This is a genomic window from Pseudomonas sp. NY15372, assembly GCF_048068215.1.
GTDB classification, from domain to species: domain Bacteria; phylum Pseudomonadota; class Gammaproteobacteria; order Pseudomonadales; family Pseudomonadaceae; genus Aquipseudomonas; species Aquipseudomonas guariconensis_A.
Genome location: NZ_JBLUPY010000051.1, coordinates 1 through 20,610 on the forward strand (window position 1 = coordinate 1; position 20,610 = coordinate 20,610).

13 protein-coding genes are annotated in these 20,610 nt (G+C 61.1%); 2 read left to right on the forward strand and 11 right to left on the reverse strand.

Annotated elements, in window-relative coordinates:
• Positions 1-261 precede the first annotated feature (261 nt).
• The 9 genes from ACNFG0_RS21620 to ACNFG0_RS21660 form a co-directional block, all read right to left on the reverse strand.
• Positions 262-1,458 carry a PepSY-associated TM helix domain-containing protein gene (locus tag ACNFG0_RS21620; RefSeq protein ID WP_416766326.1) on the reverse strand — a complete coding sequence of 399 codons (1,197 nt, stop codon included), beginning with the start codon at positions 1,456-1,458 and terminating at the stop codon, positions 262-264.
• Between the two features lie 77 nt (positions 1,459-1,535).
• A complete protein-coding gene (locus tag ACNFG0_RS21625; protein WP_416766336.1) occupies positions 1,536-3,905 on the reverse strand; it encodes a TonB-dependent siderophore receptor in 2,370 nt (789 codons plus the stop codon).
• A gap of 220 nt (positions 3,906-4,125) precedes the next feature.
• Complete coding sequence (locus ACNFG0_RS21630) at positions 4,126-5,091, reverse strand: FecR family protein (RefSeq protein ID WP_416766327.1); 966 nt, start codon at positions 5,089-5,091, stop codon at positions 4,126-4,128.
• 4 nt (positions 5,092-5,095) lie between these two features.
• A complete protein-coding gene (locus tag ACNFG0_RS21635) occupies positions 5,096-5,596 on the reverse strand; it encodes a sigma-70 family RNA polymerase sigma factor (RefSeq protein WP_196156527.1) in 501 nt (166 codons plus the stop codon).
• A 142-nt stretch (positions 5,597-5,738) separates the two neighbouring features.
• Positions 5,739-6,206 (reverse strand): SRPBCC family protein, encoded by a 468-nt coding sequence (locus ACNFG0_RS21640; protein WP_196146828.1) that lies wholly within the window; start codon positions 6,204-6,206, stop codon positions 5,739-5,741.
• A 30-nt stretch (positions 6,207-6,236) separates the two neighbouring features.
• Positions 6,237-9,668: an amino acid adenylation domain-containing protein gene (locus ACNFG0_RS21645; RefSeq protein ID WP_416766329.1), complete on the reverse strand. Its 3,432-nt coding sequence runs from the start codon at positions 9,666-9,668 to the stop codon at positions 6,237-6,239.
• Positions 9,669-9,678: 10 nt separating this feature from the next.
• The gene (locus ACNFG0_RS21650; RefSeq protein ID WP_416766330.1) at positions 9,679-10,608 is read right to left on the reverse strand and encodes a diiron oxygenase; all 930 of its coding nucleotides are present in this window, start codon (positions 10,606-10,608) and stop codon (positions 9,679-9,681) included.
• Positions 10,605-11,381 (reverse strand): DUF3050 domain-containing protein, encoded by a 777-nt coding sequence (locus ACNFG0_RS21655; RefSeq protein ID WP_196156531.1) that lies wholly within the window; start codon positions 11,379-11,381, stop codon positions 10,605-10,607. The genes ACNFG0_RS21650 and ACNFG0_RS21655 overlap by 4 nt, the downstream gene beginning before the upstream one ends.
• 734 nt (positions 11,382-12,115) lie before the next feature.
• Positions 12,116-12,808, reverse strand: coding sequence for a GntR family transcriptional regulator (locus ACNFG0_RS21660; RefSeq protein ID WP_196146824.1), 693 nt, complete (start codon positions 12,806-12,808; stop codon positions 12,116-12,118).
• Between the two features lie 306 nt (positions 12,809-13,114).
• Here ACNFG0_RS21660 and lapG point away from each other — a divergent pair, with 306 nt between their 5' ends.
• Together lapG and lapD are read left to right on the forward strand one after the other, a co-directional pair.
• The gene (gene lapG / locus ACNFG0_RS21665) at positions 13,115-13,792 is read left to right on the forward strand and encodes a cysteine protease LapG (RefSeq protein ID WP_196156533.1); all 678 of its coding nucleotides are present in this window, start codon (positions 13,115-13,117) and stop codon (positions 13,790-13,792) included.
• A 10-nt stretch (positions 13,793-13,802) separates the two neighbouring features.
• Entirely contained in the window at positions 13,803-15,749 is a 1,947-nt protein-coding gene (gene lapD, locus ACNFG0_RS21670; RefSeq protein WP_416766332.1) for a cyclic di-GMP receptor LapD, read from the forward strand.
• A gap of 338 nt (positions 15,750-16,087) precedes the next feature.
• Here the strand turns inward: lapD and ACNFG0_RS21675 are convergent, their stop codons facing one another.
• Together ACNFG0_RS21675 and ACNFG0_RS21680 are read right to left on the reverse strand one after the other, a co-directional pair.
• Complete coding sequence (locus ACNFG0_RS21675) at positions 16,088-16,429, reverse strand: tryptophan synthase subunit beta (RefSeq protein WP_196146821.1); 342 nt, start codon at positions 16,427-16,429, stop codon at positions 16,088-16,090.
• Between the two features lie 157 nt (positions 16,430-16,586).
• A partial coding sequence (locus tag ACNFG0_RS21680) for an immunoglobulin-like domain-containing protein (protein ID WP_416766334.1) occupies positions 16,587-20,610 on the reverse strand: 4,024 nt, incomplete at its 5' end.

Consider the following 20,610-nt stretch of genomic DNA (forward strand, 5'->3'; position numbering starts at 1 on the left):
TGCATCGCCGATGGTAGTGTGGGGCTTCCCCATGTGAGAGTAGGTCATCGTCAAGATTCATTTCGCAAAACCCCTATCTGCGCGAGCAGGTAGGGGTTTTGTCTTTCCGGGGTCTGGCAACCGCGCGCCCTGTAGGAGCTGCCTTGCGCCGCGATCGGCCGCGAAGCAGGCCGCAAAACCTGCATCCTCGATCACCCAGGTACACCCGCGCCACCTGGACCTACGGCCGCTGCGCGCCCGCTTCGCGGCACAAGGCCGCTTCTACAGGGAGGGGCGTGCCGCACCGACGTTGCGCAGCCTGCTGCTACGCCTGGCCTGCAGCTTGCGCCACCAGATATACACCCCGGTAATCGAAAGCACCGCTATCACCACGCCTAGAATTGCAATCAACACCTGCCCGGTAACCCCAATGATGCGTCCACCATGGATGGGGAGTTGCAAGCGGTAGAACTGTTCTCCCAATGTCCCCTGGCCCGCAATTTCCTGGCCTAACAATCGCCCGTCGGTGCCGTGGAAGAACAACCAGGACTTACCGTGCGCATCGGTATCGTGCTGGCCAAAACCTGCGCCATAGAAGTTGTACTCGAAGCTGTAGTAGAGCTCGCCTATCGGCGCGGTCAGCCCAAGCCTTGCGCCTTCCTCCTGAGCTAACTGATATGCCTGTTGATACGTCAGTTGGGTCACCCCCAGCGCCTCTTTGGGCATTGTGCCTCGTGCTTCGTAGACGCTCGGTTCAACCGGCGAGAAAAGCGATACCGTTGGCTTGAACACTTGTGCAGGCAGGTTCATCGCCACGCTGCTGATCGCGATGGGCAATAGCAACAGCCACAACCACAAGCCGCTTGCCCTGTGGATATCCATGTTCAACCGGTAGGCATGGCCGCCCTTGATCTTCCAGGCAGTGGCCCATTTACGCCAGAACGGCCGACCACGGGGCAGGGTGAGCAACACGGCAATAAAGCAGTCCAGTACCCAGAGGATGGCCACCACACCCATCAGCAAGACGCCCCAGTTGCCAGGCAGGGTCAGGCTGTAATGCAGTTCCAGGATGAACGGCATGAAGTTCTCGCGAGAGAAGCAGCATTCGCCCCAATAGCGCTGGCCGAGGGTTTCGCCGCTGACCGGGTCGAGGTAGAAGACCGTGTTCTTTTCGTCATAGGTCTGGCCAGACTGCGGATCGTTGCGCGGCACCATGGCCAGGAGCGCGGAGTGCCCGGCCTCCTGTGGATATTCCATGTACCAGACCTGCAGGCGCGGATGTTCGCTCTGTACCTTGTTCACAAGTACACCCGGTTGCTGGAGCGTGCCCACGGCAGACGCTTCGTAGAAGCCTGGATTGAGCCATTCATCGAGTTCGTGGTGAAAGGCCAACAAGCTGCCGGTCAGGCCTGCCAATGCAAGGAACACTGCGGCGACCAGGCCCAGGTAGCGATGGAGTAGGACATAGAGTTGACGCATGGGGGACTCCGAAAAAACGCCAGAAACGAAAAAGCCAGCCCCTGGTTCAGGTGCTGGCTTCAGGCACGGGAAGAAGATCAGAACTGATAGCTGACCGTGGCGCTGACATTGCGTTCTTCGCCCATGTAGCAGTAGTTCAGGCTTGCGCAGGAGGCGACGTAGGACTCGTTGGTCAGGTTGTTGGCATTGAGCCGCACATCCATGCCCTTGAGGCCGACCTTGCCCAAGTCATAGCCGATCGATGCGTCGAACAGGGTGTAGGAAGGCACCTTCATGCTATTTTCCGCATCGACCCAGCTGTACCCCACATAGCGCACCCCACCGCCCAAGCGCAGGCCATCGAAGGCACCCTGGCTGAAGTTGTAATCGGCCCAGAGCGAGTACATTTGTTCAGGCGCCTGGGTCGGGGAATTGCCCTTGTTGTCCAGGCCTGGCGTTACCAGGCTGGGCATGGCCTTGGAATACTCGACGTCCGTGTAGGTGTAACCGCCGATCAGCTTGAGGTTATCAGTGACCTGCACATGGGCTTCAAGCTCCAGGCCTTGGGAACGCACTTCGCCTACCGCACGGTAGAACTCTTCGTTCGGTTGCTTGGAGGCCAGGTTTTCCTGTTCGATGCGGAACACCGAGGCCGTGAACAGGTTGTCGGTTCCCGGTGGCTGGTATTTGATACCTGCTTCCCACTGCGTGCCCTCGGTAGGCGCCAGCGGGCGGCCGTCCTGGTCGGAAACGGTGTTGGGGTTGAACGACTCGGAATAGCTCACATAGGGCGCGATGCCGTTCTCGAACAGGTAGAGCACGCCGGCCCGGGTAGTGAACTTGGAGCGGTCGTCGTTGACTTTGGTGTCGCTATCGCGGTTTTCCTCGGATACCTTCACCCAGTCCTGGCGCAGGCCAAGGGAAAAGCGCCACTGATCCAGCTCGACCAGGTCCTGCAGGTATACACCGGTTTGCTGCAGACGTCGTAGGTAGTTGTTCTCGCCCAGGATCTGCAGGTTGCCGTTGCCATAGTGTGGGTTGCCGGCGTCCAGCGGATCGACCGTGCCATAGCGCCAGGCGACATCGGCCTTGCGCCGCTGGTAGTCGGCGCCGAGCAGCACGGTGTGCTTGGCAGCCCCGGTGAAGAATTCCGCCTGAAGCATGTTGTCGATGATGAACGAGTGCAAGCGCTCGTCACCGCCGGTGTAGGCGCGGTTGAGGATGTTGCTGGTGGCATCCGCCCAGCCGGCCGAATAGACCTGGTCCATCGATACGTCCGAATCCTGATAGCGGAAGTTCTGACGCGCCGTGAAGACATCGTTGAAGCGATGCTCGAATTGATAGCTGAACGACTGCTGGGTGCGTTCGTAGTTGTCGATCCCCGGCTCGCCCTCGAAGAAATGGTCCGATAGGCGCAGGCCGTTACGCGGGTGGAGCATGCCATCGGCCGGGTTGCCACCGTGATAGCCGCCATTGGGGTCGTGTTGCAGATAGGCCTGCAAGGTCAGCGAGGTGTCTTCGCTGAAGTCGATGCTCACCGCAGGGGCGATGGCGTAACGCTCTTCTTTGTTATGGTCGAACTGGGTGTCGGATGCATCCGCAAGGCCTGTCAGGCGGTAGGCGATGCGTTTGTCGTCATCCAGAGGGCCGCTGAAGTCGAAGCCCATGCCGCGCTGCCCTTGGGTACCCACGGTGGCCTGGACCTGGTGATACGCATCGAACAGCGGCTTCTTGGTGGTCAACGCGACCAGGCCGCCAGGTGAACTACGGCCGTACAGCACGGAGGAGGGGCCTTTGAGGATATCGATACGCTCGAGGAAGTACGGGTCCACCTGCATGGTGCTGTAGGTGCCGTTGTCACCCATGGACTTCAGGCCATCGACATAGATGTTATCTACCGAGCCATCGTTGAAGCCACGCATGGCGACATAGTCGTAGCGGTGGGTCGCGCCATAGGGGTTGGTCAGCACGCCCGGTGTGTAGCGCATGGCCTGGGCAACGGTCTGGGAGCCTTGGTCGTCCATCTGTTGGCGGGTAACCACTGACACCGACTGGGTGGTTTCCAGGATCGGCATGCTGGTCTTGGTCGCCACCTGGCTGTGGGTGGCGTTGTAGCCATCCATGCTGCCTAGGGCGTTGCCGAGGGTGAAGGCGCGCACATCGGTGCTGGGCAGAGCAAGCGCCGCATCCTCGGGCAGAGCATGCAGCACATAGCTGCGACCGTCCTGGCTGACCGCTTCCAGGCCGGTGCCATTGAGCAACTGGCGCAGCGCCTGGTCTGTGGAGTATTGCCCCTGAAGCCCTGGGGATTGCAGCTCGCCAGTCATGTGTGGGGTACTGGACAAGGTGATGCCGGCCTGACGCGCGAACTGGTTGAGTACCGCGTCCAGATCCCCTGCGGGAATCGCATAGGGTTGGCTGACGCTTACCGGTTCGGCGGCCATGGCCAGCGATGCAACGCCGGTCATGCCTAGGGTGGTGCCGAGCAAGGCGGCGCGTATCGCCTTGCCGAGCAGGGTTGAATTCAAGACAGGTCGAAACTCATTCGTATTGGTGGGTTTCAGCGAGGGCTGGGCGTCTGGCATGGGTAGGGTCCGCGGAATCGGTTAGGGCTGAAAGGTGTTGCTTACTGTCCTTGCCGGTCCTGAAGGAAAAACCCGCCAGAAAATGTTCAAGAAATGTACGAAATCAAGCCAGCCGTTCTACCCGTACCCACCAACGCGTGCGTCGGCGAAGTGTAATTGGCAGCGTCTGTGGCAGCAGCTCCAGCAGTTTGTCTGGGTCCTCCAGGCGGAACACACCGGAAAGGCGTAGACCGGCAACGTCATCGCTGCAGCCGAGATAACCATGACGATACCGGGAGATTTCTGCGAGAAAGTCAGCCAGGCGCATATCGCGGGTGACGATCAGGCCTTCGGCCCAGGCGCTGGCATCCATTGCAGGATGCTCGACCAGCCGTACGCCTTGGTGGTCCAGACGCCAGGTTTGCCCGCCAGTGAGCCACAACAATGGACGGCCGGCTCTGTGCATGGCCACCTTACCCGCATTGACACTGACGCGAGTGCAATCGGCATCCTGGCGCACCACGAAACGGCCCTCGAAGCCTTCGAGCAGCGCATCGCGGGTTTCTACCAGCAGTGGGCGTCCATGGGCCTGTTGGGGGTTGCAGGTAAGCATCAACTCGCCCTGCCGGAGGCGCACAAGCCGTTGCCGCTCGTCGAACGCCAGTTCGGCGGTGCTGCGGGTGTTGAGCTGCAACTGCGAACCATCGGGCAGCACGAATGTGCGCCGCTCGCCGGTGCCGGTCGCGAAGTCGGACGTCCAGGTGTCCAGCAGTTGCAGGTCCTTGGCCAGCCAGGCAGCCGAGCCTGCCAGGGCGACACCGCTCAACAGCTTCAGGGCCTGGCGTCGGTGCAGGCGGCGCTGGCTGGTTTCCAGGGTTTGCAGGGCGACGCTGGCACCGGGGATGGTGCGCAGGTTGAGGTCCTGATGCAGGCTGGTGACTCGTTGCCAGGCCAGCTCGTGATCGTGATGCGCGTTGCGCCATTGCTCGCATTGCATCAGCAGGCCGGGGTTCTGACCGCTTTCACGCAGGCGCAGCATCCAGTGGATCGCCTGCTTGACCACGTTGGCCGAGGGTCCGTTGATGCTCATCGTTTCAGGGCTCGCCTTCATAGCGCAGCAGGTAGCAATGGTAGAGCGCATCCGCTACGTAGCGCTCGACGGAGCGCAGGGAGATACCCATCTGTTCGGCGATCGCCTTGTGGCTCAGCCCGTCGCACTGGGCCAGGAGGAAGGCGCGACGCACCTTGGGCTTGAGGCCCTCGAGCATGCGTGCGATGCGTTCGAGCAGCTCCAGCATGAGCTCGCGGGTTTCGGCGCACGGCACTTCGGCCTGCGGCGCATGGGCCAGCGCTTCGAGATAGGCGCGCTCCAGTTCCTCGCGGCGCCAATGGTCGATCACCAGGCCCCGCGCAACGGTACGCAGGAAGGCACGGGGCGTATTGAGTTCCAGATGCTCGCGTTGCAGCAGGCGAACGAAGGTGTCCTGGGCCAGGTCCGCCGCGTCGGCAGCATTGCCGAGCTTGCTGCGCAGCCAGGTGTACAGCCAGCCGTGGTGGTGGTTGTAGAGCACGTGCAGGGAGTCTCTGGAAGGCATGGAAGCGCACTGCGGTAATGGGTATGAATGATAATTAGTCTCATTGTTGGCGGGCTGGATATTTTTTGCAACAGTCCTCTGGTGATATCGACGCGCCATCCATCGTAAAGGGCTCCGCCGGCCAGGGCCGGCGGAGGCACGCCTAGCTCAGCAGGTGCTTCACATTCTCCATGGCTTCATCGGCAAAACCCTGGAGGAAGGCCTGGAATCCCGGCAGCGCTTCGGCCCCACCTGCCCATGGCTCGGCCTGGATGGTCCAGGTGGCCCGGCTGTGGGCATCGTCGAGTGCCTCGACCTGCATCGCCGCCCATAGGTTGCCGATGTTCAAGCTGGTGTAGATCAAGCTCCAGGTCATATGCATGGCCTGCTCGTCACGTGAGTTCAGCTGTTCAATGACCACGTTGCCATCCTTGAACAGTTTCTTGCGGATGGAGCGCACGCCGCTACCGGTCATCTCGATGTGCGAGAGCGCGGGAATGAATACCGGGAAGCCTGCGAAATTGCCCACGATGTTCCACACGCTCGCGGCAGGGGCTGCGATGTCCACATGGGCCACTACCTGGCAGCCTTCAGGGTTGCGGATCAGGGTGTCGGGTTTGAGGGTTTGCATGTGTATTGCTCCTGTTGTCGGGGATTGTGATCAGATGAAACCGATGTCGCTCAGATGGCGGCAGCCCAGGCGCAGCAACGCCGGGTTTTTGGCCGGGTAGCAGGTGCCCATGCGTTGCACGCCGGCACGGGCGTTGGCATGTTCGATGGCCGCGATATCGCCAATGTCTTCGCCGAATCCCTCGAGGTAGAAGCCCAGGACGTCGAACAGGGCGTTGTCGCGGTCGACCCGCTGGAGCTGGCGTTGCCATTGTTCTACGGGGACCAGGTCGAACCCGTGCCCCTGTTCCTGGAAGGCCGCCATGTAGTCGCGCCAGCGCAATGGTTCGGGGTTGTGCAGGTTGAACACCCATGCATCGGCCTGGTGGCGGCTGGCATGGAAGCCGATGAAGCGGGCCAGGAAATCCACCGGCATGAGATCGAAGTCGATCGCCAGGTCCGGCACCTGGCCCAGTTGCAGCGAGCCCTTGAGCATGAGCATCAGGCGGTTGCGCTGGGGGTGGCAGATGCCGTTGCGGCTGTCGAAGGTAATGTTCCCTGGTCGGAACAGGTTGACCCACACGCCTTGGGAGCGGGCTCGCTGGAGAATGCGCTCGCCGGTCCATTTGCTCAGGTTGTAGCCGTTGCGGATGTAGATCGGCGCCGTGGTCGCCGGTCCTTGCTCGAGCACGCGTCCATCGGCACCCACCGCGCTGCAGGCAGAAAGGGTCGAGACGAAGTTGAAGACCTTCTTGCGCCGCCCTTCGCACAGGCGCAGGCATTCGAACAAGGGCTCGACGTTGTCTGCGGCCAAGGCCTGGTAATCCAGCACATGGTTGACCTGCGCGGCGTTGTGCACCAGGGCGCCATAGTTGCTGTCCAGGTAGTCGTAGTCGCTTTCGCACAACCCAAGGCGAGGCTGGCGCAGGTCGGCCTCGAACACTCGCACGCGGCTCGAATCGAGGGTGAGGCCGTTTTCCGCTATGGCCTGGGCGAAGCGTTCCCTGGCTGTATGGCCATCGCTGCTGCGCACCAGGCAGGCCACTTCGGTGGCGCCCCAGGCGAGCAGGGCTTCGACCAGGTGTACGCCGAGGAAGCTGTTGGCGCCGGTGACGATGACCTTGTGCACATCGCCCAGGCAGTCCATCGGCAGCACGTGCAGGCCCAGTTCACGATTGGCGTCCTGCTCCAGGCGCTCGAGCGGGCATTGCCGTGGAGCCTCCGGGCGGTCGAGCAGTTCGGCCAGGCGTTGCAGCGTCGGTTGTTCGATGAAGTGATTGATCGCTACCCCTTGGCCGAACTGTTGGCGTACCTCCAACAGCAGGCGTGACAGTAGGATCGAGTGGCCACCCAGGTTGAAGAAGCTGTCTTGCGTGGATATCTGCGTTTCGGGCAATTCCAGCAGGTCGCTCCAAAGCCGACATAAACGCTGTTCGGTTGGCGTAGCAGGAATCGATCGCTCGTGGGCCGGCAGCGCCAGGGGCGATGCATGCAGGGCCTTGCGATCAACCTTGCCGTTGGCGGTATAGGGCATATGCTGCAGGACTTGGTAGAACGCGGGCCGCATGTAGTCGGGCAACTGCTGTTCGGCATGGGCCCGCAGGGCAGCTTCGGCCTCGGCGTGGGCCGGCTGTGCGACGAAGGCCAGGATGCGGCGCTGGTCGTCGATCACTACGGCGACCTGGGCGAACAGGTTGCTGGTGCGCAGGCAATGCTCGATTTCTTCCGGTTCGGCCCGGAAACCGCGGATCTTCACCTGGTTGTCCCGTCGCCCGCAGAGCTCGATGCCTTGTGCCGTCCATTGGGCGATATCGCCGGTACGGTAGGCCGGAAGGTTGCGCCCATCCGGCAAGCGCAGCTCGACGAAGCGCTCCGCCGTCAGCGTCGGGTTGTTCAGGTACCCAAGCCCCACACCCGGCCCGCTGATGTATAGCTCGCCGGGGGTAAGCTCGGGCACCGGGCGCAGGTCGTCATCGAGAATCAATACCTGGGTATTGGCAATCGGTGTGCCGAGGTTACGGTTGCTGTCGCCGGCGATGAATGCTCGGGTGGTGGCCAGCACCGTGGTTTCGGTCGGGCCATAGATATTGTGCATCCGGCACTGTCCGGCCAGGCGGGCAATGACCTGCGGCTCGCACACGTCACCGCCGGTGATCAGGTGGCGCAGACCAAGATGCTCGTCACTGGGCAGGATGCTCAGTAACGCGGGCGGCAGGAAGGCATGGCTGACTTCCTGGCTGTGGATAAGCCGTACCAGTTGCACCGGATCACGGCGCTGTTCCTCGCTGGGTACCACCAGTTCGGCGCCATGGGCGAACGTCGGCAGAATGTCGAGCAACGATGCATCGAAGCCGATGGTGGAAAACTGCAAGACCCGGCTGCTGGCATCGAGCGATACGTGGTCGGCATACCAGCTCGTGAAGTGGGTGAGGTTGCGTTGGCTGAGCAGCACGCCCTTGGGCTGCCCCGTGGTGCCAGAGGTGTAGATCGCCACACAAGGGGCATCCAGGGCGAGCTGGCGCACCTGCAGCGAAGGCAATGGTCGTTCCGTCACTTCTGCCAGCGTGCGCACATCCAGCCCAGGCACACCGTCATGGGCCTGGCCATCATGCAGGAGGGCACAGGCGCCGGCATCGTCCAGAATACGCTGGCGCCGTTCGAACGGCGTGGCCGGATCCAGCGGCAGATATACCGCGGCGCAGCCGAGCACCGCCAGCAGGCTGGCATACAGTGCAGGTGACTTGGCCATGCAGACCGCGACCACCGTCGGTAGTCCATCGGCGCTGGGCAGCAGGGGCAGCAGTGCGCGCTGGATACCGACGGCCTGGGCTTGCAGGCGCCGATAGCAAGTACGTGTGCCGTTCTCATTGAGCGCTGGTTGGGCGGCGAAGCGGTGCAGGCTCAGCTCGAGTCGGTCCATCAGGCAGGTTTCCGCTTTCTCCAGTAGGTCTGCCCGTAGCGTTCGGTTGAAGGGGTGGCGGTGCGCCAGTGAGTCCAGCCAGTCCAGCCCGTGTTCACGCTCTTGCAGGGGCGGGCCGATCAGCGGAGCTTGTTCCAGGTACTGCGAGTCACGGGCGAAGCGCGTCACCACTGAGGCGAGCAGGTCCTCCAGGGCCTGCAAAGCCTCCTGCCTTAGCTGTTGGCCGTTACCGGAAGCTGGGGTCTGCAGCGCTACGCGCTCGATCAGCCGTTGACCAGTGCCATGGGCATACCAGCACAGGAGCTCGACGGTGGGCAGGATGCCCGCGTAGCTCGCGCCCAAGCGCAGCCTGAGCAATGGCATGGCTCTCAACCCCCGCCAGTCGTGCTCGCACAGTGGAAGGCTGCCATCCTCCACTACCAGATGGTTGGTCTTGGCCGAGGCCGGACGCCAATCGCCCGGCGTCGTCACCACGGTCGTTCGATGAGCATGCTCCTCGAGCAGGCTGGCCAGTTGTCGTATGGCGGGGCTGCTGCCCACCAGGAGTATGTCGAGGCGTCTCATGACAGCTTCCTCAAGGCAGATAATTACGTAACGCGTCCTGCACGCAGGGCGACTCCAGCATCGAGCTGCTGCGCAGGAAGCGCAGGATGTTGCCCAGCAGCGGATGCTGGTGATTGATCGGGTAGGCCAGACTGCGAACTTCTTCGCGCAAGGCCTGGCGAACGTCTTGCGCGACCGGCAAGGCCTCGATCAGCGTGAAATCGAATTCTTGCTGCAGATCGTTGGTCAGGTACTGGCCAAGAAACACAGGCAAAACCTTCGCGATGGCTTCACGGTCGGCTTGGGGAGCGGTTTGCCAGTAGATCCGTGTCAGGCGTGTCCAGAAACTGGAGTGGCGCCCTTCATCGAGCAGGTGGTCGGCCATCAGGCCCTTGATCGAAGGCTTGACCGTATCGTCGCGGGAAAAGGCGGCGACATCATCGGTCAAGGTGTTCTCGGCTATCCCTACGCAGATGAGTTCCACGGCGTCACGCAGCTGCTCGGGGACTTCAGCCAATGCCGCGGGGATGGCCCGGCTGAGTTCTATTTGCCGAGGCAGGGCGATTGGTTCGATGCCGGTCAGGGCGATGGTCTGTTGAAGGAAGTCCATGGCCACCAGCGCGTGGTAGTCCTCATCCACGACGACCGTCATGGCGTCGTAGCGGCAGGCATAGGGGAACGGTATGGCGAAGCGTTCCTTGGCGATGCGCCGTGCGGTGCTGTCGACGATTTCGGTCTCGAAGATCACGACGTCGTTGATGAACTTGTAGAGGCTCTGTACCAACACGAAATCCCGTAGTTGCGGGCATTCGCGCTGGAATGTGGCGCTGAGTACCAGCGGTTGGCGGCAGAGTGGATAGATCAGCCGCTGGTCGTCCTCCAGCAGCCGGCGCGGCCGGGTGCGGATCGTTGCCCGCGCTTCCCATATATCGGCGAACGAACTGTACTTTGGCGCGTTCATTGGGCCACCTCGCCGAATTCGGTGTGAAGCTGGGTACGCACCCGGTCCCACAGAGCCGTTCGGTTGTCGACCGCGGTAATGGCGGCCTGGTAGACCTCTTCCAGGCGCTGCGGGTCCTGGTCGACCAGCCTCGCCAGCAGCCGTTCCGCTGCAGGGCCGTGGTCTTGCGAGTCGACGTCTATGTGGCGTTGCAGGTAATAGCGGAAGGTCGGAGCCTGATCGCGACCGATATCCCATTGATCGAGGATCTGCTGGAACATCGCCGGGATGACGCTCTCCCGCCCATGCAGGAATGCAGCGGCCACCTGATGGCGAGGGGCGTCGAGAGCGACGCTCAGAGTGTGGCGGACGAAACGCTGGGCGGCCTCTGGGGCGCCACAGCGCTGCAGGGCATCCAAGTAGTGCAAGCCTTGCTGCTGAAGTGCAACGAACTGCTCGATGGCAGTGGTGTTCGCGCCCACTTCCCGCATGGCGTCCAGGTACAGCTCGAAATGGCTGTAGTGGCCATGATCGATACGGTCATCGGTTTCCTCGCCCAGGACGATCTCGTTGATCAAGCGGGCAGCCGCCGGGTCAACCGGAGGCAGCCAGGGCAAGCTGATACAGGTCAGCTCAAGTTGCAGGCGCTTGGTCAATGACATGAAGTCCCATACTGCAAATACATGGGTTTCCATGAACCGGCGCAATACCATCAACGACGTGATTTCGGAAAAGACAGGGTGTTGCGAAAGTTGATGTTTTTTAAGCGAAAGTGTGCGGTGCAGTGAGTGCATGTTGAACTCCTGGGGTGAAAATTTCCAATAAGTGATCGATTGCTTTGTTGCGTCGCTTTATAAGGGGCGTGCGAAGGCCTCGAGGCTGAGTTCGATGTTTAGTAGGCGTTGAAGGTGCGCAGGCTAAAGGCGCTGCGTTATCGCGGTCGCAGGCGATGGCCTGCTGACGGAGATAAAAGTTAGAGCAATTGCAAAGTTGTTCGCAATTGTTTTTTTATTTTTTTTGAGTTTTAGTTTATTTAAGGCCGAGCGGGTCCGATAAAACTTTCAATGAAGTTTTATTTGGCAAAAAAGTGCCCCTTCCGATAATGGGTATCAGAAAATTCTTAATCTGTAGGTGAATGTGTCACCTGAGCACTTGGTGAATTAGGCGTTCGTATTGGTAAATTTGGGGGCGCTGCTGTCAGTCGTGCCCCGGTCGTCGGCCCCTCCTGATGAAGAATGGGAAGGCAACGATCAGGCCTGTCGATGGCGATCGGCATCGTTGCGAGGTGTAGAGTGGGCCGAAATGGTGGGCGCTGCCATGCTAGTGGCCAGGGATTGCAAAAAAGAAGGGGAAGGGTGACGGGCCAACCGCGGCGTATGAGTGCCAGGGAAATTGCAGGCGTCCGGTGCAATGGAGGAGGCGGTGAGGGGGTATCAGCGTTCGCCCGCGCGCAATGGAGTAGCGGGCAAGCCAATTTTCACGAGAAGGTTTCCGGAAGCAGGGCGCTTTCGGAGGCGTGCACTCGACCTCAGCGGGCCGACTGGCTGTTCAGGTAGTTTCGGATGGTGCGAGAGGCGTTGTTCAGGTGTTCTTCCAGGATCTTGACGGCTTCATCCACCTGCTTGTCGCTGGCGGCGTCCACTAGGGCAATATGGTCGTCCTGGGTAAGTTTGCCCAGGCCCATCGAGGAGAGGTGGAAGCGCAGGAAGCGCTCTTCTTCGTTGAGCTCGATTTCGATCATGCGCAGCAGCTTCTGGTTAGGTGCTTTACAGTAGAGCGCCATGTGCAGCAAGCGGTTGAGGCGACCGATTTCCGCGTGACGGGTTTCGTTTTCCAACTGCTGGATATAGCCGCGCGCCTGGGCGATATCATGGGTATCGAGCAACGGAATCGATTGGCGCAAGGCTTCGGACTCGAGAAGCACACGCAGCGCATAGGTATCGACTGCGTCCTCGCCGATCAAGGGAGCCACCACGGCACCCTTGTGCATGACGACTTGTAGCAGCGATTGCGCTTCCAGCTGGCGCAAGGCTTCGCGCACTGGCATGCGGCTCACTCCGAACAGCGTAGCGATTTCCTGCTGACGCAAGGCCGTGCCAGGTGGCAGGCGGCCATCGACGATCGCGCTGCGCAGGCGCTCTTCGATAACGCTACGGGCTTGATGCGGTGGCACCTGCTCACTGCCCAGAATGGTTTTTAGAAGTCGAATTTTCTCGGCCAAGCGGTGTATGCCTCGATGCCTGTTAGAAATTGGATCCAATTACATTAGTGAGTTGGAGGGGCAATTGTCAAACCGTCGCGACGATGCGGGCACTGGCCAAGGGGGTTAGGCCGAGGCAGGAAAGCGGCTATCGTGAAGGAAGTCTCAAGGTGAGGAAAGCAGTACTTTTCTCTCTGGAGTACGGAAGAAATCTGGTTGTGGACAACATGCCGTGATTCTAATGTGCCATTGTCTTTTCCTTCCACAGGCAGCACCATCACGGTTTTTCCAGAGGCTGGACGGGTCTGCACAGTGGCAACACCCCCTATGCTGATAGTAGCTCTGCGGCGTATCGGCCTTGCCGCGCTGTTCGGCTGCCTGTTGTTGGGCGGGTTGCAAGCGGATTGGGATTTTTCCCAGATCAGCCGACGCGCGCAGTCGCTCTATGGCCAGCTGGGAGCGGGCCAGGCCCGTATCGATGCCTGGCAGAACCTGTTGGCTACCCAGAAGCAGGGCAGCGAGCTGGAGCGACTGCAAGCGGTCAACCGCTTCTTCAACCAACAGCTGCGCTATGTCGAGGATGTCGACCTGTGGCACGAAGTCGACTATTGGGCAACGCCGATCCAGTCATTGATCAAAGGCGCTGGCGATTGTGAAGACTACGCGATCGCCAAATATTTCAGCCTGCGACGCATGGGCATACCCAGCGAAAAGCTGCGCATCACCTACGTCAAGGCCCTGCGCCAGAATAGGGCGCATATGGTCCTGACCTATTATTCAAGCCCACAGGCTCAGCCCTTGGTGCTCGACAGCCTGATGGATGCCATCAAGCCGGCCAGCCAGCGTACCGACCTGTTGCCGGTGTATGCCTTCAATGGTGAAGGCTTGTGGCTGACGGGGGCGGCAGGCAACAAGAAGGTCGGCGATACCAAGCGCCTGTCACGCTGGCAGGACTTGCTGAAGAAAATGCAGGCCGAAGGGTTCCCGGCCGAACCGGTTTATTGAAGGAGCACAGATGTCACTCTTCAAACAATTGCTGCTTGCCATTTGTCTGTTCCTGGTGGTCGCCTTCAGCGGCAGCTTCATGGTCAGCCTGGAAAGCTCGCGCAGCCAGTACATCAACCAGTTGCGTTCCCATGCCCAGGACGCGGCCACTGCACTGGCCCTGTCGTTGACCCCCAATATCGACGACCCGGCAATGGTCGAGCTGATGGTCAGCTCGATTTTCGATAGTGGTTACTACTCGAGCATCAAGGTCGTCGACTTGGGCTCTAATGCGGTATTGGTAGAGCGTCATGCCGAGCCAGACAGCAACGGCGTACCTGCCTGGTTCATTCGTCTGATCGGCCTGGAGCCGGCTGGTGGCGATGCCATCGTCAGCCGCGGCTGGCAGCAGGCGGCGCGGGTCGAAGTGGTCAGTCACCCGATGTTCGCCTTGGCCAAGCTCTGGCAGAGCGCCCTGGGCAGCCTCGGCTGGCTGCTGCTATGTGGTGCGGCGAGCGCTGTACTGGGCGCGCTCTTGCTGCGGCGCCAGTTGCGTCCGCTGGACTATATGGTCGCCCAGTCCCACGCCATCGCCCGGCGCGAATTTCTCAGCCTGCCGGAGCTGCCGCGTACACCAGAACTGCGCCGCGTGGTGCAGGCCATGAACCAGATGGTCGAGAAGCTCAAGGCGTTGTTCAACGAACAGGCCGAGCGTAGCGAGAAGCTGCGCGCGGAGTCTTACCAGGACAGCCTGACGGGCTTGGCCAACCGACGCTATTTCGAAATGCAGCTCAACGCTCGTGTCAGCAACCTGGAAGAGGCGCGTGCAGGTTACCTGCTGCTCTTGCGAGTGCAGGACCTAGCTGGCCTGAATGCTCGCCTGGGCGGCCAGCGTACCGATCAGTTGTTGCAAGCGGTGGGTGAACAATTACGGCGCACCTGTGCCAACTACCCCGAAACCAACAACCTGATCACCCGCAGCCGTGGAGGTGAATTCGCCGTGCTGGCGCCGGGTATGGTTCATGACGAGGCGATACAGCTGGCCCAGGCTCTGGAGTCCACCCTTCATAGCCTGCACCAGACCGGCGCCAGCGATGTCGACCCGGTGGCCTGCATCGGCCTGGCGCCCTACAGCCCAGGGGATGCGCCGCATGCGCTGTTGAAGCTGGCCGACGAAGCCCTGGCCCGTGCCGAGAGCCAGCCTGACCCTGGCTGGGTATGCCTGGAGCAGGGGATCGCGGCGCAGGCTGCCGATAGCCACCATGCCTGGCATGAGCGGCTGGACCGGGCGCTGGCCAAGGGGCAGTTCGAGCTATTTTTCCAGCCGGTGGTCGACAGCCGCACGCCGGAGCGGGTACTGCACTACAAGGTCATTTCTCGTCTGCACGACGCGCCGGACGAGGCGGTGGCGGCCGGCCGCTTCCTGCCCTGGCTGGAGCGCTTCGGCTGGATGCCTCGGCTGGATGTGCTGGTGTTGGAAAAAGTGCTGGCGCATCTGAAAACCCATGGTGATGCCTTGGCGGTGAACCTGTCTGCGGCGACCCTGGCCGATGCCGGTGCGCTGCAGCAGATCCATGCAATGCTGGGCCAGCATGCCGAGCTTGGCTCGCGCCTTACGCTGGAGATCGGCGAGGAGCAACTGCCCGAGCAACAGATGCTCGAACAACTGACGCGCCGTCTGCATGCCTTGGGGTTCGGCCTGGCATTGCAACGCTTTGGCGGTCGCTTCAGCATGATCGGCAACCTGGCCCACTTGGGTCTGGCCTATCTGAAGATCGATGGCAGCTACATCCGCAACATCGACCAGGAACAGCACAAGCGCTTGTTCATCGAAGCGGTGCAGCGGGCGGCGCACAGCATCGACTTGCCGCTGATTGCCGAGCGGGTCGAGACAGAAGGGGAGCTGCAGGTATTGCGCGAGATGGGTGTGCGAGGGATCCAGGGGCAACTGGTCGGCGAGCCTGCACCCTGGCGTTGAAGCATGCTGCGTGATACATGGCACCGGCTGTGCCGGTGTTCGCGGGACAAGCCCGCTCCTACAGGGCCGTGCACCCTTCAAGCCTTGTAGGAGCGGGCTTGCCCCGCGATCAAGGGCGAAGCCCTTGCCACGCGGCGGCGATGGCAGGGCCGGCCATCGCGGGACAAGCCCACAAGGCCGTGCATCCTTCAAGCCTCAAAGCTCCCTCTGTGAGAGCGGGCTTGCCCGCGATCAAGGGCGAAGCCCTTGCCATGCGGCGGCGATGGCAGGGCCGGCCAATCGCGGGACAAGCCCGCTCCTATAGGTCAGCCCAACGTGCAGAACGATCCCCTCCCGACTCAGATCAAACCACCTTCCTCGTCTTCTTCGATCAAGTTGTTCAGGCTGCCCAACGCCTTGCGCGCCGAGGAGCGATTGAGCAGCTTGGCCTGGGCGCCGGCGGGCAGGTCGGTGATGCTGATAACACCTTTGGTGGTCAGCACCTCGATCAGATCTTCCAATACGCGGATCATGTCCAGGTCGCTCTGCTTGAGCTGACGCAGGCTGTTTTCCACCACATCGTCCGCGAACCATTCCTGGATCTCGGCATGGTCGGCCGGGAGGATTTCGGTGTAATCGGCGTAGGGCGCGGCTTCTACTCGCTGCAGCTGGCCCGCGGCGTCGCGTTGCACGTAGAACATGGCGTCGACCCTCGTCTCATTGATTCCATCTTGGTAGGCAGCAGCATAGGCAAAGTTCACCTGGCGCGCCGTCGGCGCACGAGTATGCGCCGTCAGGCATTGCCCCGTGAAGCCCAGCCCCCGCTGGCGGCCACGAGGGCCGCCGTATCGGGTGGGTTCAGCTGTTGGAGTTGTCGATCTTGATGGTCGGGTCACCACCGCTGATCAACGAGTTGATCGTGGTGTTCGACCAGTTGACGCCCTCGAGCTTGATGGTCACATCGGCGTTGGCCAGGCCGCCGGCCTCATTGAGCTTGCCCTGGCTGCTGATCTGCAGGGTCGAATCGCCGCCGACCGTGGTGATCTTCAGGTAGTCATCGATGGTGCTGGCCTTCTCACCCTGCAGCAGGTCGCGCAGATCGAGGCGATCGCCCTGGTCCCTGTTGAAGTCCTTGATGACGTCGTGGCCGGTGTCGCCGGCTTTCCACATGAAGATATCGGCACCGCCACCACCGACCAGTACGTCGTTGCCTTGGCCACCGATCAGCGTGTCGTTGCCGGTCCCGCCGAGCAGAACGTCGTTCCCTTTGCCGCCGTCCAGGTAGTCATTGCCACCCTGGCCAAAGAGAATGTCATTGCCATCGCCACCCAGCAGGGTATCGCTGCCATCATTGCTTCCCGACACGTCGAACTCGCTGACATGCTCGCTGATGTACTTGTGCAGTGCGCGTCCATCGATCTGGTCGGCGGTGGTGCCCAGCCGGCCGGCCACATAGGCTTGCATGGCCTCGATGCCATTACCCGGGATCGCGTCGAAGCTGATCAGGTCACCGAAGATGATGTCGTGGCCATCGCCACCCTTGACGGTGTCGTTGCCCGGCGCAGCCGCTTCGGTGTGGCCGAGGATGGCTTCGGCCAGTTTGCTCGGGTCGATGTTGGTCTGCGGCTTGCCGTCGCTGTCGTAGGGCTTCAGGTCGTTGGCGTTGACGCCTTTGTTGAGGCCGATGGCTTCGACAGTGGAAACCTCTGACAGCTTCTCGAAGCCTTGCTGGGAATTCTGATCCACGGTTGATTGCCAGCGGCCCGCGGTGACTTCGGAAAGCTCGTAGGTCCCGTCGCCTTGGGCGTGCAACTGTCCTGTGGCATTGGAATCGGTCCACCACCAGCCATCGCTTTTGTATTCAACGGTCAGGTAACCGTTCTTGTCGATGCTGTAACGGGTATTGCTGCCAAGCATTTCCCGGTACACGACAGTACCAATCTTGTAGCCGTCCAGTACCTGATCCAGCTTGTAGCCTGAATTACCGAAGGTTGGATTGATGCGTTCATCATCTTGGTAGTAGTTGGGCTTGCCATCGGTGATGAAGAATGTCTGGCGACTGCCAGTGCTGCCCGCTTCGATCAACTCACGGAACCAGTTTGCGGTGGTTTTGAACGCATCTTCGTAGTTGGTGTTGCCGCTTGCGGAGAGTTTGTTCAATGCGGCGTTGAGGGTGGCCAGGGCGTTCTTGTCGGCCAGGTTGATCGACACGGTGGTGTTGACCTGGCTGGAGAAGTCCACCAGCAGAATGTTCACGGTTCCGGACTGCGCGCCCTTGGCGCTGTTGACCAGTGTCTCGAACACGGACTTCAGCGAATTGCGGGCAGCGGCCACGCCATTGGAGCCCATGCTGCCAGAGGTATCGACGATGAACGCCAGGTTGTAGTCCTGGCCTGGTACTACGTGCAGGCCATTAACGTCGGCAACCACGATGTCGTTGCCGCTGGTACCGCTGACGCTGTCGCTGTCCACCGTCAGGTTGCTGGTGTTGTAGGTATCCGGATACACCGTGACCTTGATCGAGCCTTCGCTGACGGCCTTGCTGCCGCCAACGCTTTCTGTGGAAGTCGAAGTGACCTTCACATCGAACTGGCCCTGGTAATAGGCCGGTGGCTTGATGGTCAGGCCGTTGAGGTTCCAGCCCGTTACATCCACCTCGGTCTTGCCCACGGTCACGGTGTGGCCGGCGCCATCGCTCAGCACGGAGCCTTGCGGGATGCCGCCCAGCTTGACGCTCAGCGACTCGGAGCCATCGGTGTCGGTCAGCTGGGTAGAGATTCCCACCAGCTTGACCGTGCCGTTCTCGGCGCTTTCGTTGAGCTTGAAGCCGTCGTAGTAACCCCTGCCGCCGTCGCCATGCAGTTCGGAGACGCTGACGCCTGCATTCACCAGAGCATCCACGTTCGGGAACATCGGGACGGCGCCGCTGTTGAGGTCCGTCACCGGGCCGCTGCCGACCCGGATGTTGACGTCGTAGCTACCGGGACCTGCCTGGTTGGCATGAAGCATTTCCAGGGTGTAGTAGCCGCTCTTGGTCGGCGTGAAACTGCCCGAGACCTTGCCACCCGCGCCCCAGGTGGCCTCCACCACATTGGTGCCGCCGATATTGATGACCATGCTGTCGTCGGCTGTGCCGCTGAAGGTATAGGTTTGGCCGGCCTCCAGGTAGATCAGGCCGGAAACCTTGGTGCCGGTGCCAGGCGTCACATCGCTCACCGACTGCACGTTGTTGGTCGTCTCGGACTTACTGGCCTGGCCGGAGTTGGCGAACACGTCTTGCAGCGCCTTGCCAGTGATGCCGTTGCCGCCGGTGCCCAGCCCCTTGAGGCTGTTCCAGGTTTCCTTGGTCAGGCCGATGGAATCGACGTTGTTGCTGCCGATGTTCAGGGTCGGTTTGTCGGCCACAGGCGTGATGTCCACCTTCATGGTGACTTCACCACCGATATTGGTGCCATCGTTCGGTTTGTACTTCAGGTGCGCGTAGTCGGCCTGCTGGTTGCCGATACCTGTGCCACCGTAGCCATCGACACCCGACTCGTTGGCCTTCGGCACGAACTTGAGGTGACCGGCATCGATGTCCTGCTGGCTGATGGTCTGGTTGACCTTGACGTCGACCCAGTTGCTGCCATCGAAGAACTTCAGGCTTCCCACGCCCGGCAGCTGGCTGATGGTCACGCCCAGGTTGGTATTGCCATCGGCATCGGAGACATTGAAGTCGCTCCAGCCGAAGGTGTAGCCGAGGTCTTCCACGCCGGTGACGGCACCGCCAGTGGATACCGGCACGTGGTCGTTGTCGATGATGGTGGTGGTGACGCTGGCATTGTTCGCATCGACTTGCAGGTTTTCGAAACCGCCGCCGCTGACCTTGTCGATCTTCACCACGAAGTGCTCGGCACCTTCGGCGAAGCGATCATCGATGGTCCGGATGTCGAAGCTGGTCCCCGTGCTATTGGCCGGGATCTTCACCGTGACGACACCTTGGAAGTCCACGCCATCGGTGGCGGTACCGCTGTAGGACAGGGTAACAGTGACTTCGCCCTTGGATGGGTTGCTCAAGGTCAGGTTGTAATGGGCGGTATCGCCTTCGGTGACCGACCTGTCGCCGCTGATGCCGACCGTGGTCACGTCGCCCTGGCCGCTCGGCTCATCGGTCACGGTAGTGGTCAGCGTGGTGCCGTCGAGGCTCAACTTCTCGAAGTTGGCGCCGCCCTCGACCGACACGAGTTTGTTCACCAGGCTCGGTTGACCGCCGACGTAGGGGTCGTCCTTGGTGGTGATGGTCAGGGAACCGCTGGCGCTGCCGGCCGGGATGGTGACCTTGGTACCATCGGTCAGGGTGAAGACCAGCCCGCCGTGGCCAGTTACCGGCAATTTCTGGTCATTGCTCAGCGTGACGGTGTAGGTCACCTGACCGCCCTCGGCGACGGTGGACTTGTCCACGGACAGCGTGGCCTTCACCTCGCTGATCGTGTCGGTGATATTGACGACCGCCTTGCCACCCAGCTGCAGATTTTCGAACTGTTTGCCCTCGACGGTCGCGTCGGTGACGCCCAGTTCGGCTTTGCCTGGGTCGGTGAAGACGTCATCGCCTTGAGCCGGCAGCGAATAATCGACTTCAGTTTTGCCAGCCTGGATGACGACCTGCTGATTGTTGCTCAGCGTAACGGTCACATCGTGATCGAGTTTTTCGCTGATCCGGATGGTGAAGGTTGGCTGCTGATCTTCAGTCACGTCGCCTTTGCTGACGATGGTGACTTCGAACTTGTCGCCTTCATTGCCAGTGCCAGGAGTGCCCGAACCTGGTTCGTCGGTGATCTTGGTCGAAACGGATTGATCGTCGAGGGTGAGTTTCTCGAACTTGTCGCCGCCTTCTACCGACTCA